Below are 13754 nucleotides of genomic sequence, written 5' to 3' on the forward strand. Positions count from 1 at the left end.
ACTTCCTTGTCTCTCAGCGGAACGTCACGGTCGCGGTGATGCCGGCGGCGGAACCGGGACGGCCTGCGCGCATGACGGCCCGGTAGGGGTCACTGTCATCGGGACCACCGGTCACGAGGATCTCGTCGGGCGCGAAGAGCGGCGCCCTGGAACGGAAGGCGAAGGTGGCAACCTGCCGCTCAGGGGCGAAGCGCCGCGGCAGCTCCAGCAGCGCCAGCGCCAGCAGCGGCCCGTGCACCACCAGGTCCGGATAGCCCTCGACCTCGCGGACGTAGCCGCGGTCGTAGTGGATCCGGTGGGCGTTGTACGTGAGCGCGCTGAAGCGAAAGAGCAACGTCGGATCGGGCCGCAGGGCGAAGGACCACGGCCCGGCGGGTGCCTCGGCCGGAGCCGCAGTCGGCTTCGCCACCGATCCCGGAACGGCATCCGCCTGCTTATAGACGATGTCCTGTTCCTCGACGGTACGGATCTCCCCGTCCACCAGGTATTCCTGGCGTACCGTCACCAGCAGCAGCCAGCCGGAGCCGCCGCGCCGCACCCGGACACTCGCGACCTCAGAGCGACGGGTCAGCAGGTCGCCGATCCGGATCGGCTCGCGGAACTCCAGTCGGCCGCCGCCGAACATCCGACGCCGGTCCGGCAGCGGCGGCAAAAAGAGGCCGCCCTCCCGCGGGTGGCCGTCCTCGCCCAGCTCTGCCTGGGCCGGGCGATCCAGCAGGTGGAGCCAGTGCCACAGCGGCGGCAACACGTCTCCGACGCTGAACATCGAGTCGGGCTGATCGAACACCCCAGCCAGCGCACGGGCCGGGCCCGTGGCGACGAACTCGGTGGTCTCCACCGGCTCCGGACGCCACTCCGTCTCGATCTTCGCGAAGAGCTCCGGCACCTGCTCCCGGTCGCCGCTCATCCCAGCGTCTCCTCGGTGCCCAGCAGGGCGGTCGCCTGGCTGGAGAGCACTCCGCCGTTGCCGTTGACCAGCGCGACACGGGTGTCGGCCTGCTGGCGTTCACCGGCCTCGCCGCGCAGCTGCCGCACCGCCTCGATGATCAGGAAGATCCCGTACATCCCGGGGTGGCAGTAGGACAGGCCGCCGCCGTTGGTGTTGACCGCCAGCTCGCCGCCCGGAGCGATCCGGCCGCCGGAGACAAAGGCGCCGCCCTCCCCCTTGCCGCAGAAGCCCAGGTCCTCCAGGAAGAGGATGGTGTTGATGGTGAAGGCGTCATAGACCTCGACGACATCGACGTCGGACGGCTTGAGGCCCGCCATCTCGAAGGCCCGGCGCCCCGAGTCGGCCGCCGCGGTGGTGGTGAGGTCGGGCATCTGCGACATCGAGCGGTGCCAGTGGGCCTCGCCGGCTCCCAGCAGATAGGCCGGCTTGGCGTGCCGCTCGCGGGCGCGCTCGGCGCTGGTGAGGATCACCGCGCCGCCGCCGTCGGTCACCAGGCAGCAGTCCTTGGAGGTCAGCGGGTAGCTGATCATCTGCGAGGAGAGGATCTCCTCGGCTGTCAGCGGGCCCTTGCCATAGGTGAACGCCTTCGGGTTGAGCTGCGCCCACGCGCGGGCCGCGACTGCCACCTCGGCGAGCTGCTCGCGGGTGGTTCCGTACTCGTGCATGTGGCGGGAGGCGGCCAACGCGTACATGGAGACCGGGTAGCGCGGCCGATAGGCATCCTCCCACGGCAGCAGCTTGGTCGGGGAGACCAGCCGACCGCCGTCGGAGCGCTGGGTGGAGCCGTAGGCGATGAGCGCGGTGGTGCACAGCCCGGCCTCGATCGCGGCCGCGGCGTGCAGCAGATGGGAGACGAAGGAGCTGCCGCCCATGTTGGAGGAGTCGCTGTACCGGGGGCGGATGCCCAGGTACTCGGCCATGTCCAGAGTGGCGAACGGCAGGTAGGAGGAGGCGCAGAAGAAGCCGTCGATCTCGTCCTTGGAGATCCCGGCATCCCGGCAGGCCCGCGCGGTGGCCTGACCGACCAGGTCGAAGTGAGTCAGCCCGGGGGCGACCAAGCCCAGGTCGGACTCGGCAATGCCGATCAGGGCGACCTTGCCGCGCAGGGATTCGGCGGTCATGCAGACACCTCCTCGGTGGCGTCGACCGGACGGAAGACCGCGAGCGGCGCCCCGTCCTCCTCGATCACGGTGGCCCGGACCCGAGAGCCGATGGCGACCTGTTCGGGGGCGACGCCCTCGACCCGGCTCATCATCCGGAAGCCCTCGTCCAGGTCGACCAACGAGACGTCGTAGGGCTCGCGGCCGCGCATGTGCAGCGTGGTGGTGGCGTAGACGGTGCCCAGTCCGGCGCTGGTGCGCCACTGCAGGTCCGGGTCACCGCAGTACGGGCAGAGCACTCGCGGGTAGAAGACCGCGTGGTCGCACCCGGAGCAGTACTGGAAACGCAGTTCCCCGGCGGCAAGTCCCTCGGCGTAGACCGGGGCGGGGGCAAGGGCCTCGCTCATCAGCGGCCTCCGTCGTCGATCGGGTTGCGGGCGATGTGCTGCTTGGCGATGACGTTGCGCTGGATCTCGTTGGTCCCCTCACCGACGATCATCAGCGGGGCGTCGCGGAAGTAGCGCTCGACGTCGAACTCGGTGGAATAGCCGTAGCCGCCGTGGATCCGGACCGCGTTGAGTGCGATCTCCATGCAGATCTCGGAGGCGAACAGCTTGGCCATCCCGGCCTCCATGTCGGCGCGCTGGCCGGCGTCGACCCGGGCGGCTGCCTCCAGGGTGAGCAGCCGGGCGGCGCGCAGCTTGGTGGCGCCGTCGGCGAGGTAGTTGCCGATCGACTGGTGCTTCCAGATCGGCTGGCCGAAGGTCTCCCGCTGCTGGGCGTAGCGGGTGGCGTCGTCGAGTGCCGCCTGGGCGACGCCAAGTGCCCGGGAAGCGACCTGGATGCGGCCGATCTCCAGTCCGCGCATCATCTGGGCGAAGCCGGTGCCGGCCGTGCCGCCGAGCACTGCAGACTCCGGAACCCGGACGTTGTCGAAGATCAGTTCGCAGCTCTCGACGCCCTTGTAGCCGAGCTTGGGCAGGTCCTTGGAGACCTGGTAGCCGGCTTCCTTCTCCACCAGCAGGATGGAGAAGCCCTTGCCCTGCTTGGGCTCGGTGCGGGTGAGCAGCGCGATCAGGCCGGCACGGCGGGAGTTGGTGATCCAAGTCTTGGAGCCGTTGACGGTCCAGGTGCCGTCGGCCAGGACCGCCTTGGTCCGCATGGCCTGCAGGTCGGAGCCGCCGCCGGGTTCGGTGAGGGCCATGGTGGCGCGCAGTTCGCCGGTGGCCATCCTGGGCAGGTACTTCTGCTGCTGCTCGGGGGTGCCGAAGGTGCGGATGAGGTAGGTGACCACGGAGTGGCCGCCCATGGCTCCGGAGAGCGACATCCAGCCGCGGGCAAGTTCCTGGGCGACCAGGGCGAAGCAGGCGGTGGAGACGTCCACGCCGCCGTACTCGGCGGGGGCCAGCAGACCGTACACACCGAGTCGCTTCATCTGGTCGACGAGCTGCTCGGGGTAGGTGTTGGAGTGCTCCAGCTCCTGGACAACGGGGCGCACCTCTTGGTCGACGAAGTCGGCGACCACCTCAACGATGGCGCGCTCGTCCTCGGTGAGCCGGGCGGTCAGGGGGATCTCGGTCATCGCCATGGTTACTTCACGTCCTTGAGCAGGGCCTTGCCGAGGATCAGCTTCTGGATCTCGCTGGTGCCCTCGTAGATGCGGAACAGGCGGGCGTCGCGGAAGCAGCGCTCGACCGCCACTCCGCGCATGTACCCCATGCCGCCATGGATCTGGACACCCAGGTCGGCCGCGCGGCCGACCATCTCGGAGCAGAAGAGCTTGGCGGCGGAGGGTCCGATCCTGCGGTCCTCGCCGGAGTCGTAGGCCCGCGCGGCCTCCAGGACCATGGCGCGCCCGGCGTAGACGCCGGTCTGGATCTCCGCGAGCATCGCCTGGACCAGCTGGAACTCGCCGATCGGGCGGCCGCCCTGCTTGTTGGAGGCGGCGTAGGCCACCGACTCGTCCAGGATGCGCTGGGCCATACCGACACACATCGCGGCGATGTGCACTCGGCCACGGATCAGCGACTTCATGGCTGCACCGAAGCCGGCCCCCTCCTCACCGCCGACCAGAGCGGAGAACGGGACGCGGACCTCGTCGAAGAAGACCTCGGCGGTCCAGGCGCCGGCCTGGCCAGTCTTCTTGTCCTTGGGGCCGACGGTGACGCCGGGGCGGTCGGCCTCGACCAGGAAGACCGAGATGCCCTTGGTCCCGTGGTTCTCCTCCCCGGTACGGGCGAAGACCACGAAGAGGTCCGCGATCGGGGCGTTGGTGATGAAGCGCTTGGCGCCGGAGATGACATAGTCCTCGCCGTCGCGGCGGGCGCGGGTGGTCAGACCGGAGGGGTCGGAGCCGGCCTCGGCCTCGGTGAGCGCAAAGGAGGCAACGGCGCCGGAAGCCAGCCTGGGCAGCCAGTGCTTCTGCTGCTCCTCGGTGCCCGCGTTGACCAGCACCTTGCCGGCGATGCCGTTGTTGGTGCCGAACATCGAGCGGAAGGCCGGGGTGGTGTAGCCGAACTCGAAGGCCAGCTGCACGTCCTCGTAGAGGCCGGCGCCGAGGCCCCCATGCTCCTCGGGCAGGGTGTAGCCGAACAGGCCCATGTCGACGGCCTTGCGTCGGATGTCCTCCGGGATGGCGTCGGTCGCCTCGATCTCGTCCTCACGCGGTACCACGTCGTCGCGGACGAATGAGCGCACCGTGCTGAGGATTTCCTTGAAGTCAGCCGCATCCATGGGCTGCTCCTTTTCCATACGTGTCAGGTTCTACGGGACAGTCCGGGCATACGGCCCTACACGGAGAGTGCCGTGCAGGACCGAACGCCCGGCGTGGCCGGACGGCAGGGTGACCGTCCGGCCACGCGGTGAGGGTGCGTCAGAGGAGTTCGAGGATCGTGGCGTTGGCCATGCCGCCGCCCTCACACATGGACTGCAGGCCGTAGCGGATGCCGTTGTCCTTCATGTGGTGGACGAGGGTGGTCATCAGCCGGGCGCCGGAGCCGCCGAGCGGGTGGCCGAGTGCCATTGCGCCGCCGTTCGGGTTGAGCTTCTCGTAGTCGGCGCCGATGGCCCGCTGCCAACCCAGCGACACCGAGGCGAAGGCCTCGTTGATCTCGAAGACGCCGATCTCGTCCAGCGAAAGACCGGCCCGGCGGAGAACCTTTTCGGTCGCCGGGATGGGGCCCTTGAGCATGGTGATCGGGTCGGCACCGGTGACCACACCCGTGTGGAAGCGGGCGATCGGGGTCCAACCGTTGCGCTCCGCGATCTCGCTGGTCGTGATCAGCAGCGCGGCGGAGCCGTCGGAGATCTGCGAGGCGTTGCCCGCCGAGACGACGCCGTTCTCCTTGAACGGGGTCTTCAGGCCGCCCATCGCCTCGAGGGTGCCGCCGCGGCGGACGCCCTCGTCGGTGTCGAAGACTCGGGTGTTGCCCTCGGCGTCGGTGACGGTGACCGGGGTGATCTGGACCTTGAAGCGGCCCTCGTCGATCGCACCGGCGGCGCGGGCGTGGGAGTCCAGCGCGTGCTGGTCCAGTTCCTCGCGGGTCAGCCTGAACTCCTCGGCGATCATCTCGGCGCCGATGCCCTGGTTGAACTGGTAGTTGTCGTACCGCTCCGCGACCCGTGAGCCGAACGGCTCACCGAACTGACCGCCGGCGCGGGTGGCACCCATCGGTATACGGGACATCGACTCGACACCACCGGCAACGGCGATGTCGTACTGGCCGGCGATGATGCCCGCGGCGGCCTGGTGAACCGCCTGCTGCGAGGAGCCGCACTGGCGGTCGATGGTCAGGCCGGGCACATGCTCCGGCCAGCCGGCGGCCAGCACCGAGTAGCGGCCGATCGAGCCCGCCTGCTCGCCGACCTGGGAGACACAGCCCCAGATCACGTCGTCCACAGTGGCCGGGTCCAGGTTGGTGCGCTCGGCCAGCGCCTTCAGCACATGTGCGGACAGATCTGTGGGGTGGATGCCGGACAGGGCACCGCCCGGCTTGCCCCTGCCGACCGCGGTGCGCACGGCGTCGACGATGACTGCGTCACGCATCAGGATTCTCCAATGGTTCGAGGTGGGCGCTGCGGGAGAAGCGGGGCGCTTCGGCGGCTTGCCTCGACGCCATCCGGAGGGCGTCGCCGAGACAGATCACCTCGCTGTTGGGCATCGAGGTCGGCCCGACACGCCTCGGCCCGGGCCAACGTGCCCCCAGCCGACCTCCTCCGTCTTCGCCGCCCGACTGCGGGAAGGCGGACAGGTTGAAGGCGCCGATCAGTTGACCAACGATCCAGGCGAACTACCCCGGCACGTAAGAGCCGTCCTTGCTCACCGTACGGCGCGGGCCGCCGACATCAAGGCTTGGATCGAACGATCGTTAAAGTAACTTCACATGCCTCTGCGTGTCCACTGTGAGGTCCTTCACGGTGCCGAACGACTGAACCCGCACACCGAGCCGTAGGCGATCGGCATTCTTGTACCGTCGCGCACGGAGACGGAGCCACTCGACCACGTGATCATGGTCATAGTCACGGAGGCTCCGGCTGCTGGCAGCATGCAGGGCATGCCTCCCTCCCCGCGGTCGGCCCCGACAGCTGAGCCACGACAGGCTGGAGCGGCTCTTACAGGCTTCGGCGGCCGCCACCCGAACCGTGGGGAGGCCGACCGCTGTGTGCACTCGCTGCACACACCTGCTTCCTGCACTCGGCGGACCCAGGGGGATCCCGTCGTGTGTGTCGTCGACCGGCCACGGGACCGCTCCTCGCAGAACCGAGCGGGCCTCAGTCGGCCCAGACCATGATGAGGAGATACGTCACCATGCCGCAGACGGCTTGGGGAACCGGCACCGGCCTGGACCGGATGCGCGAGCTGGCCATCGAAACGCAGGACGCGACCTTCGGCCCCTACGACCACCTGGGGATGCGGATCACTGCGGTGGAGAAGGGCCGGGTGGAACTCAGCTGGACACCCACGGCGAAGGTGCTGAACCGCTCCGCCGCCGTACACGGCGGGTATATCGCCACCGCACTGGACGAAGTGTGCGCGATCGCGGTGATCAGCATGAGCGAGCCGTCGACACCCTTTGTGACGATGAGCCTGAACATCGACTATCTGCGCCCGCTGCTCCTCGGGCAGACCTACACCGCGGTCGGCACCATCCAGACATCCGGCCGGATCCGGAGCCTGGCCCGAGCGGAGATCAGCGACGGCATCGGCCGCCTGTGTGCCCAGGCGACCGCTGCCCTCACCCCCAACCGGGCCCTGCTCCAGCCCCGCTCCACGACCGAGGCCGAGGCCTAGAGTTCTTCGATTCCGGCCGCCGGTGCATCAGGTTCCCGCACGAGCTCTGCGGGGCGCCAGCGGGTGGTACTCGACAAGGGTGAGCGCCAGGGCGACATAGCGCTCCACCAGGTCGTCCTCGGTGAGCTCGCCGCCGGACCGGTACCAGTCGGCGATCGCATTGCACATGGCAATCACCGAGCGGCGAGCCTCATCCGGGTACGGGGTGCGGAAAAGCCTCTGGTCCACGCCGTCCTGGATGGGGCGCTGGAACAGCTGGGTCGCCTCGGCCTGCCGACCGCGGTACTGGTCCTGGGCGGCGGGTTCCAAGTGCCGTCCTGCGGAGAAGATCACGGAACTCTTCTCCGGATACTGACAGCGGAACCGCACAGTGGCGGTGACCACCGCAGCCAGCCGCTCGGCCGGGTCGTCACCGCCCGCAGCCAGCTCCTTGCCGGCCAGCGCGAGATAGGCATCCATGCCCTCGTTGACGATCGCGTACAACAGCGCCTGCTTGCCGGAGTAATAGTGGTACAGCGCCGAGAGACTGACACCGGCTCGCTGGGCGATGCTCCGGATGGACGCACCGACGTATCCCTGCTCGGCGAACTCCAGCCGAGCCGCTGCGATGAGGGCCTGGTGGCCGGCAGGTGGCATGGTGCCCGTCCTCGTCATGATGGGGTGCGGCCGAAGCAGGCGCACGAAGGCTGCAACTCGTCCAAGGAGCCTATCCGCTCCGCGACATGTCGACTTTGACGTGCGGCGGGGTAGCGGGCTTGGGCTGGGTACCCAGGCACTGGACAGGATGTCCGCGACGATCGTAACTTAACGAATGTTCGACTAGTCGACCAGTCATTGCCCAGCCCCGCTCCCCATCGAGTCCTGGAGAGTCCCGTGTCCGACACGGTTCTGACCGAGTACAGCGGCGGCGTCGCCGTCATCACCATCAATCGGCCCGAGGCCCGCAACGCCCTCAACGCAGAGGTCGCCCAGGGCATCGCCGCGGCACTGGACGAGCTCGAGTCCCGCGACGACCTGGTCGTCGGCATCATCACCGGCGCCAGCGGCAGCTTCTGCGCCGGCATGGATCTCAAGGCCTTTCTCATGGGCGAAAGCCCCTCTATCCCAGGCCGCGGCCTGGTCGGCCTCACCCAGGCCCCGCCGAGCAAGCCGCTGATTGCCGCGGTCGAGGGCTACGCCCTGGCCGGCGGTTGCGAGATCGCCCTCGCCTGCGACCTCGTGGTCGCCGCCGACAACGCCCGCTTCGGCATCCCCGAGGTCAAGCGGGGCCTGGTCGCCGCCGGCGGCGGACTGCTGCGCCTGCCCAGGCGTATCCCGTACCAGATCGCCATGGAGATCGCTCTCACCGGTGAATTCCTCGACGCAGAGCGCGCCCACCACCTCGGCCTGGTGAACCGCCTCACCGAGGCCGGCGGCGCCCTGGCCGGCGCTCGCGCCCTGGCGTCCGCCATCGTGGCTAACGGCCCGCTCGCCGTCCGCGCCACCAAGCAGGTCATCGCCCGCGCCGACGAGTGGCCCGCCGACGAGTTCTGGACCCGCCAGCGCGCCATCATCGACCCGGTTTTCGCCTCCGACGACGCCAAGGAAGGCGCCCGCGCCTTCGCCGAGAAGCGTGCCCCCCGCTGGACCGCCAAGTGACCGGCCAGGCCCCAGCCGGGGGTCCGCTCGCCGGGGTCCGCGTCCTGGAGCTCGGCGGCATCGGCCCCGGCCCCTTCTGCGGGATGCTCCTCGGCGACCTGGGCGCCGAGGTCATCCGCGTCGACCGGCCCACCGAGGCCGGACGCATCTCCACCCACCCGATCCTGCACCGCAACCGGCGCTCCATCACCGTCGACCTCAAGCACCCCGACGGTGCGGCCGCCCTCCAGCGCCTGGTCGACAGCTGCGACGTCGTCCTGGAGGGCTTCCGCCCCGGCGTGGTGGAGCGACTCGGCCTCGGCCCCGAGCAGTGCCTGGCCCGGAACCCGAAGCTGGTCTACGGCCGAATGACCGGCTGGGGCCAGGACGGCCCGTACGCCCAGGCACCGGGCCACGACATCAACTACATCGGCCTGACCGGCGCCCTGCACGCCATCGCCCCCTACGGCGGCGGTGACCCCGTCCCGCCGATCAACCTGGTCGGCGACTTCGGCGGCGGCGGCATGATGCTCGCCTTCGGCGTCGTCAGCGCCCTGCTGCACGCCCGCGCCACCGGCCAGGGTCAGGTGGTGGACGCCGCGATGACCGACGGCACCGCGCTGCTGCTCGCCATGACCTACGGCTACCTGGCCCAGGGCCGCTGGCAGGACCGCCCGGCCAGCAACCTGCTGGACGGCGGCGCCCCCTTCTACACCGTCTACCGCTGCTCCGACGACCGCCATATGGCCGTGGGCTCCATCGAGCCGCAGTTCTACACCGCCCTGCTGCGCGTGCTCGGCCTGACCAAAGACCCGGACTTCGCCGCCCAGCACGACACCGACCACTGGCCGGTGATGCGCAAGCGCCTCACTGCGATCTTCGCGAGCCGCACCCGCGACGAGTGGAGCCAGGCCTTCGACGGCCAGGGCGCCTGTGTCTCCCCCGTGCTCTCGCTGACCGAGGCCCCCGAGCATCCGCACAACGCCGCCCGCGGCACCTACCGCCGCACCGAGCACGGCGCTGTCGAGCCTGCCCCGGCCCCCCGCTTCGGCTCGACCCCGGCGGCCGAGCCGAAGCCCGCCGCCCGGATCGGCACCGACACCCGCGAGGTGCTGGCCGCGGCAGGACTCACCGGGGACGAGCTCGACGCGCTTTCGGACCAGGGCGTCATCCCATGAGTCCCCGCCCGAAGGGAATGCCGAGCAGCCTCGACTACCCCGAGGCCTCGGTCGGCGACATCCTCGCCGGCTCGGCACGCCGCTACCCCGACCGGATCGCCCTGCTCGACGGCGACCAGGCCCTGACCCACGCCCAGCTCCACGAGCAGGCGCTGCGATTCGCCCAGGGGCTGCGGGAGCACGGCATCGGCAGCGGCGACGTGGTCGCCCTGCACCAGCCCAACTCCATCTGGTTCACCGTCAGCTACTACGGGGCCATCCTGGCCGGGGCTGCCATAACCCCGGTCAACCCGACGCTCCCGCCAGCCGCGGTCTGCGCCCAGCTGACGGAGTCCGGCGCGGTCGCTGCGGTGACCCATCCGGCGACGGCCGCGGCGCTGCAGGCGGCAGGCGCCGAAGCGCTGCGGCTCGTCGTCCTGGTGCCGCCGACCGCCGCCGCCCCCGCACCCGAGGCCGCGGCGGGGTTCGAGGGTGCGGTGCCGCTGGGCGACCTGCTCGCCGCCGAGCCGGTGCCCGCGCCCGGGATCTCCCCGGACAGCACCGCCCACCTCTCCTTCACCGGCGGCACCACCGGCCGATCCAAGGCCGTACAGGTCCTGCATCGCAATGTGGTCTGCAACGCGATCCAGTTCACCTGCTGGCGCGGGGCCACGCTGCCGCGCGTCGATGCCCAGGGCGGGATCTACCTCGAACCCGAACCGGCCGCCGCCACCGCGTACACAGTCCCCCCGGGCTCGGGCACCATCGTCCTGGTATCCCCGCTGTTCCACGCGCTGGGCCTGATCAGCCAGACCAATGCCGTCCTGGCCGGCCACACCTCGGTCTTCAGCGGGCGGTTCGACGCCCGGCACTACCTCGACCAACTGGAGGAGCACGGCGCCACTCATGTGACCGGCTCGCCCGCCTTCTTCCACGGCCTGCTTGCGGCCCCGGATACCGATCGGCGGGTGCTGGAGAGCGTCCGGCTGGTCAACTCCGGCGCGGCGCCGATCGATACCACGACCCTGCGGGCGGTGCAGCGGCTCTTCCCCCATGCCTGCGTCATCGAGGGCTACGGCCTCACCGAAGCCACCATGGGCCTGACCTCGGGGGTCATCGATCCGGACAAGCCGTCGCCGATCGGCTCCGTCGGCCTGCCGGTCTTCGACACCGAGATCGAGATCCGCGACCTGGCCGCCCCTGCAAGGACCGTCCCGGTCGGCGGGACCGGCGAGCTGTGGGCATGGGGTCCGCAGATCACCGCCGGCTACCTCGGCCATCCGGAGCTCACCGCCGAGCAGTTCACCGGCGGCTGGCTGCGCACCGGCGACCTGGCGCGGTTCGACGAAGAGGGCAACGTCCACATCGTCGGCCGGGCCAAGGACATGCTCATCTACAAGGGCTACAACGTCTACCCATCTCAGCTCGAGGAGGTCCTCGGCGGGCATCCCGCGGTGGAGCAGGTATCGGTGATCGGAGTCCCAGCCGGGGACGCCGGCGAGATCCCCGCAGCCTATGACGTGGTGAGGCAGGGAAAAGCCGAGCCGGGCCCGACCCTGGCGGAGGAGCTGCTCGCCTTCGTGGCTGCCCGGGTCGCGCCGTACCAGAAGGTGCGCCAAGTGCACTTCCTCGGCAGCCTGCCCACCTCCGCCGCCGGAAAGATCCTCAAGGCGGAACTGCGGCAGCTCCACGAGCGGCCCGACCACGGTCGCTGAAATCCAGGACCAGCAGGACCCCGGTACCAGCCATCGGGCCCCGTCCGCCCCGCGACGCGGCGGTCCACTACGCGTCCACCGATCAGGAGAACCCCTTGCACACCCCTGCTTTCATGCGCTCGATGCTCTCGGTGCCGGGCATCCGCGAACGATTCATCACCAAGGCCGAGGACAGCCCGGCCGACGCGGTGCTGCTCGACCTGGAGGACTCGGTCGCCGACGCCGACAAGGCGGCCGCTCGCACGTTGGTCGCCGACTACCTGCCGCGCTTTCCCAAGCGGGGCAGGCAGCTGTTCGTCCGCCCGAACGGACTGGACACCGGACTGCTCGAGCAGGACCTGACCGCCGTGGTGAACCCGGCCCTCGACGGGGTGCACCTGCCCAAGGTGCACGACCCGGACGTCCTGCTGACCGTCGACCACTACCTGACCCTGCTGGAGCGGACCCGAGGCATGTCGCCGGGAAGCGTCCAGATCATCGCCTGGATCGAGTCGGCGGCCGGCCTGGCCCGGGTCGAGTCGATCTGCCGGGCCGCCCCGCGGCTGATCGGAGTGTCGCTCGGCTCCGAGGACTACACCGCCTCGCTGGGGGTGCAGCGCACCCGGGAGGCCGGTGAGCTGGAGTACGCGCGGGCACGGGTGGCCAACGCCGCCGCCGCGGCAGGTATCGGTGCCATGGACGGCCCGGAGGCCGACTACCGGGACAGTGCGCTGTTCGAAAGCCAGGCCCGGCACGCCAGGTCGCTCGGATTCCGCGGCAAGTACTGCATCCACCCCGACCAGGTGCCGATGGCCAACCAGGTGTTCTCCCCCGACAAGCGCGAACTGTCCTGGGCCCGGCGGGTAGTCGAGGCATATCAGGAGGGTGAGCGGCAGGGGCTCGGGGCAGTCGGGCTGGACGGGGCCATGGTGGACCGCCCGGTGTATCTGCGTGCCGTCGAACTGCTCTCCAGGTCGGGGGACTGACCGCGCCTCCGGAAACCCGGTCGCGGGGGGGGGGGGGGGGGGGGCCGGGGGGGGGGCCCCCCCCCCCCGCCGCACGCTTTCGGAGCGGACGTCCGTCAGATGAAGCGGCCGCCTGCCACCTCCAGGACACAGCCGGTGGTGTACGAGGAGAGGTCGGAGGCGAGGAAGAGCACGGTGTTGGCAACCTCCTCAGGCTCACCGGCACGGCCCATCGGTACCTCGGCGACCTTGGCGTTCCAGATGTCCTCGCGCAGCGCGGCGGTCATCTCGGTACGGATCAGGCCCGGCTGGACCGCGTTGACCCGGACGCCGCGGAAGGCCAGCTCCTTGGCGGCGGCCTTGGTGAGACCGACAAGTCCGGCCTTGGCCGAGCTGTAGTTGGTCTGGCCGATCATGCCGACCTTGCCGGAGATGGAGGAGATATTGACGATCGAGCCGCTGCCCTGTTCCCGCATCACCTCGGCCGCGGCACGGGTGCCCAGCCAGGCACCCTTGAGGTGCACGGCGATCACCGCATCGAAGTCGCCCTCGGTCATCTTCCGCAGGGTGGCGTCGCGGGTGATGCCAGCGTTGTTCACCATCACATCCAGCGAGCCAAAAGCCTCTGTGCAGGCCCGCACCGCGGCTGCGACCGCCTCCGGATCGGTGACGTCGCATCCGACCGCGATCGCGGCGGACTCGCCCCCGAGCGCCTTGGCCGCCTGATCGGCGGCGGCGGTATCGATGTCGGCGATCACGACCCGGGCGCCGTGCTCGACCAAGGTCCTGGCGATGGCGAAGCCGATACCCTTCGCCGCCCCGGTGACGACGGCGGCCTTGTTCTGCAGCATTGCTTGCTCCTTGTCCGAACCCGGAGATACGGGCGCTGAGGGAAGGCGGGGAACGCCACCCGGAGCCGCCCGTGAGCACGGTGTCGCTCGACGCACCCGCTGGACAGCTCAGACCTTCATGGATAGCTTAA

At 70.0% G+C, this 13754-nt stretch carries 13 protein-coding genes; 5 read left to right on the forward strand and 8 right to left on the reverse strand.

Going from position 1 to position 13754, the window contains the following annotated elements:
* Nucleotides 1-13: 13 nt before the first annotated feature.
* The 6 genes from ACH4S8_RS07580 to ACH4S8_RS07605 all read right to left on the reverse strand — a co-directional run bounded on the left by ACH4S8_RS07580 (nucleotide 14) and on the right by ACH4S8_RS07605 (nucleotide 6094).
* Nucleotides 14-907 carry a MaoC family dehydratase N-terminal domain-containing protein gene (locus tag ACH4S8_RS07580; protein ID WP_398391775.1) on the reverse strand — a complete coding sequence of 298 codons (894 nt, stop codon included), beginning with the start codon at nucleotides 905-907 and terminating at the stop codon, nucleotides 14-16.
* The gene (locus ACH4S8_RS07585) at nucleotides 904-2070 is read right to left on the reverse strand and encodes a thiolase (RefSeq protein WP_398391776.1); all 1167 of its coding nucleotides are present in this window, start codon (nucleotides 2068-2070) and stop codon (nucleotides 904-906) included. Before ACH4S8_RS07585 ends, ACH4S8_RS07580 begins: the two co-directional genes overlap by 4 nt.
* The gene (locus tag ACH4S8_RS07590) at nucleotides 2067-2456 is read right to left on the reverse strand and encodes a Zn-ribbon domain-containing OB-fold protein (protein ID WP_398391777.1); all 390 of its coding nucleotides are present in this window, start codon (nucleotides 2454-2456) and stop codon (nucleotides 2067-2069) included. The genes ACH4S8_RS07585 and ACH4S8_RS07590 overlap by 4 nt, the downstream gene beginning before the upstream one ends.
* Nucleotides 2456-3637, reverse strand: a complete 1182-nt coding sequence (locus ACH4S8_RS07595; protein WP_398391778.1) for an acyl-CoA dehydrogenase family protein — start codon at nucleotides 3635-3637, stop codon at nucleotides 2456-2458. Before ACH4S8_RS07595 ends, ACH4S8_RS07590 begins: the two co-directional genes overlap by 1 nt.
* 2 nt (nucleotides 3638-3639) lie before the next feature.
* Entirely contained in the window at nucleotides 3640-4782 is a 1143-nt protein-coding gene (locus tag ACH4S8_RS07600; protein ID WP_398391779.1) for an acyl-CoA dehydrogenase family protein, read from the reverse strand.
* 139 nt (nucleotides 4783-4921) lie between these two features.
* Nucleotides 4922-6094, reverse strand: coding sequence for a thiolase family protein (locus ACH4S8_RS07605; RefSeq protein ID WP_398391780.1), 1173 nt, complete (start codon nucleotides 6092-6094; stop codon nucleotides 4922-4924).
* Between the two features lie 762 nt (nucleotides 6095-6856).
* Between ACH4S8_RS07605 and ACH4S8_RS07610 the strand changes: the two genes are divergently transcribed.
* Entirely contained in the window at nucleotides 6857-7339 is a 483-nt protein-coding gene (locus ACH4S8_RS07610; protein WP_398391781.1) for a PaaI family thioesterase, read from the forward strand.
* A gap of 27 nt (nucleotides 7340-7366) precedes the next feature.
* Here the strand turns inward: ACH4S8_RS07610 and ACH4S8_RS07615 are convergent, their stop codons facing one another.
* Nucleotides 7367-7975 (reverse strand): TetR family transcriptional regulator, encoded by a 609-nt coding sequence (locus tag ACH4S8_RS07615; RefSeq protein WP_398391782.1) that lies wholly within the window; start codon nucleotides 7973-7975, stop codon nucleotides 7367-7369.
* A gap of 237 nt (nucleotides 7976-8212) precedes the next feature.
* Between ACH4S8_RS07615 and ACH4S8_RS07620 the strand changes: the two genes are divergently transcribed.
* The 4 genes from ACH4S8_RS07620 to ACH4S8_RS07635 all read left to right on the forward strand — a co-directional run bounded on the left by ACH4S8_RS07620 (nucleotide 8213) and on the right by ACH4S8_RS07635 (nucleotide 12793).
* Nucleotides 8213-8977 (forward strand): crotonase/enoyl-CoA hydratase family protein, encoded by a 765-nt coding sequence (locus ACH4S8_RS07620; protein WP_398391783.1) that lies wholly within the window; start codon nucleotides 8213-8215, stop codon nucleotides 8975-8977.
* The gene (locus ACH4S8_RS07625) at nucleotides 8974-10134 is read left to right on the forward strand and encodes a CaiB/BaiF CoA transferase family protein (protein ID WP_398391784.1); all 1161 of its coding nucleotides are present in this window, start codon (nucleotides 8974-8976) and stop codon (nucleotides 10132-10134) included. The genes ACH4S8_RS07620 and ACH4S8_RS07625 overlap by 4 nt, the downstream gene beginning before the upstream one ends.
* On the forward strand, nucleotides 10131-11828 hold the full coding sequence (locus tag ACH4S8_RS07630) for a class I adenylate-forming enzyme family protein (RefSeq protein ID WP_398391785.1): 1698 nt from the start codon (nucleotides 10131-10133) through the stop codon (nucleotides 11826-11828). The genes ACH4S8_RS07625 and ACH4S8_RS07630 overlap by 4 nt, the downstream gene beginning before the upstream one ends.
* A 95-nt stretch (nucleotides 11829-11923) precedes the next feature.
* Complete coding sequence (locus ACH4S8_RS07635) at nucleotides 11924-12793, forward strand: HpcH/HpaI aldolase/citrate lyase family protein (protein ID WP_398391786.1); 870 nt, start codon at nucleotides 11924-11926, stop codon at nucleotides 12791-12793.
* A 95-nt stretch (nucleotides 12794-12888) separates the two neighbouring features.
* On the opposite strand, the gene fabG is transcribed toward ACH4S8_RS07635, so the two are convergent.
* A complete protein-coding gene (gene fabG / locus ACH4S8_RS07640) occupies nucleotides 12889-13623 on the reverse strand; it encodes a 3-oxoacyl-ACP reductase FabG (RefSeq protein WP_398391787.1) in 735 nt (244 codons plus the stop codon).
* Between the last annotated feature and the right edge of the window lie 131 nt (nucleotides 13624-13754).

This window comes from Streptomyces sp. NPDC021080 (genome assembly GCF_044333225.1).
Taxonomy (GTDB): domain Bacteria; phylum Actinomycetota; class Actinomycetes; order Streptomycetales; family Streptomycetaceae; genus Streptomyces.

Excerpts from the sequence above, each read along its gene's own strand:
- ACH4S8_RS07580 (WP_398391775.1), bottom strand. The coding sequence starts at position 907 with ATGAGCGGCGACCGGGAGCAGGTGCCGGAGCTCTTCGCGAAGATCGAG.
- ACH4S8_RS07585 (WP_398391776.1), bottom strand. The coding sequence starts at position 2,070 with ATGACCGCCGAATCCCTGCGCGGCAAGGTCGCCCTGATCGGCATTGCC.
- ACH4S8_RS07590 (WP_398391777.1), bottom strand. The coding sequence starts at position 2,456 with ATGAGCGAGGCCCTTGCCCCCGCCCCGGTCTACGCCGAGGGACTTGCC.
- ACH4S8_RS07595 (WP_398391778.1), bottom strand. The coding sequence starts at position 3,637 with ATGGCGATGACCGAGATCCCCCTGACCGCCCGGCTCACCGAGGACGAG.
- ACH4S8_RS07600 (WP_398391779.1), bottom strand. The coding sequence starts at position 4,782 with ATGGATGCGGCTGACTTCAAGGAAATCCTCAGCACGGTGCGCTCATTC.
- ACH4S8_RS07605 (WP_398391780.1), bottom strand. The coding sequence starts at position 6,094 with ATGCGTGACGCAGTCATCGTCGACGCCGTGCGCACCGCGGTCGGCAGG.
- ACH4S8_RS07610 (WP_398391781.1), top strand. The coding sequence starts at position 6,857 with ATGCCGCAGACGGCTTGGGGAACCGGCACCGGCCTGGACCGGATGCGC.
- ACH4S8_RS07615 (WP_398391782.1), bottom strand. The coding sequence starts at position 7,975 with ATGCCACCTGCCGGCCACCAGGCCCTCATCGCAGCGGCTCGGCTGGAG.
- ACH4S8_RS07630 (WP_398391785.1), top strand. The coding sequence starts at position 10,131 with ATGAGTCCCCGCCCGAAGGGAATGCCGAGCAGCCTCGACTACCCCGAG.
- fabG (WP_398391787.1), bottom strand. The coding sequence starts at position 13,623 with ATGCTGCAGAACAAGGCCGCCGTCGTCACCGGGGCGGCGAAGGGTATC.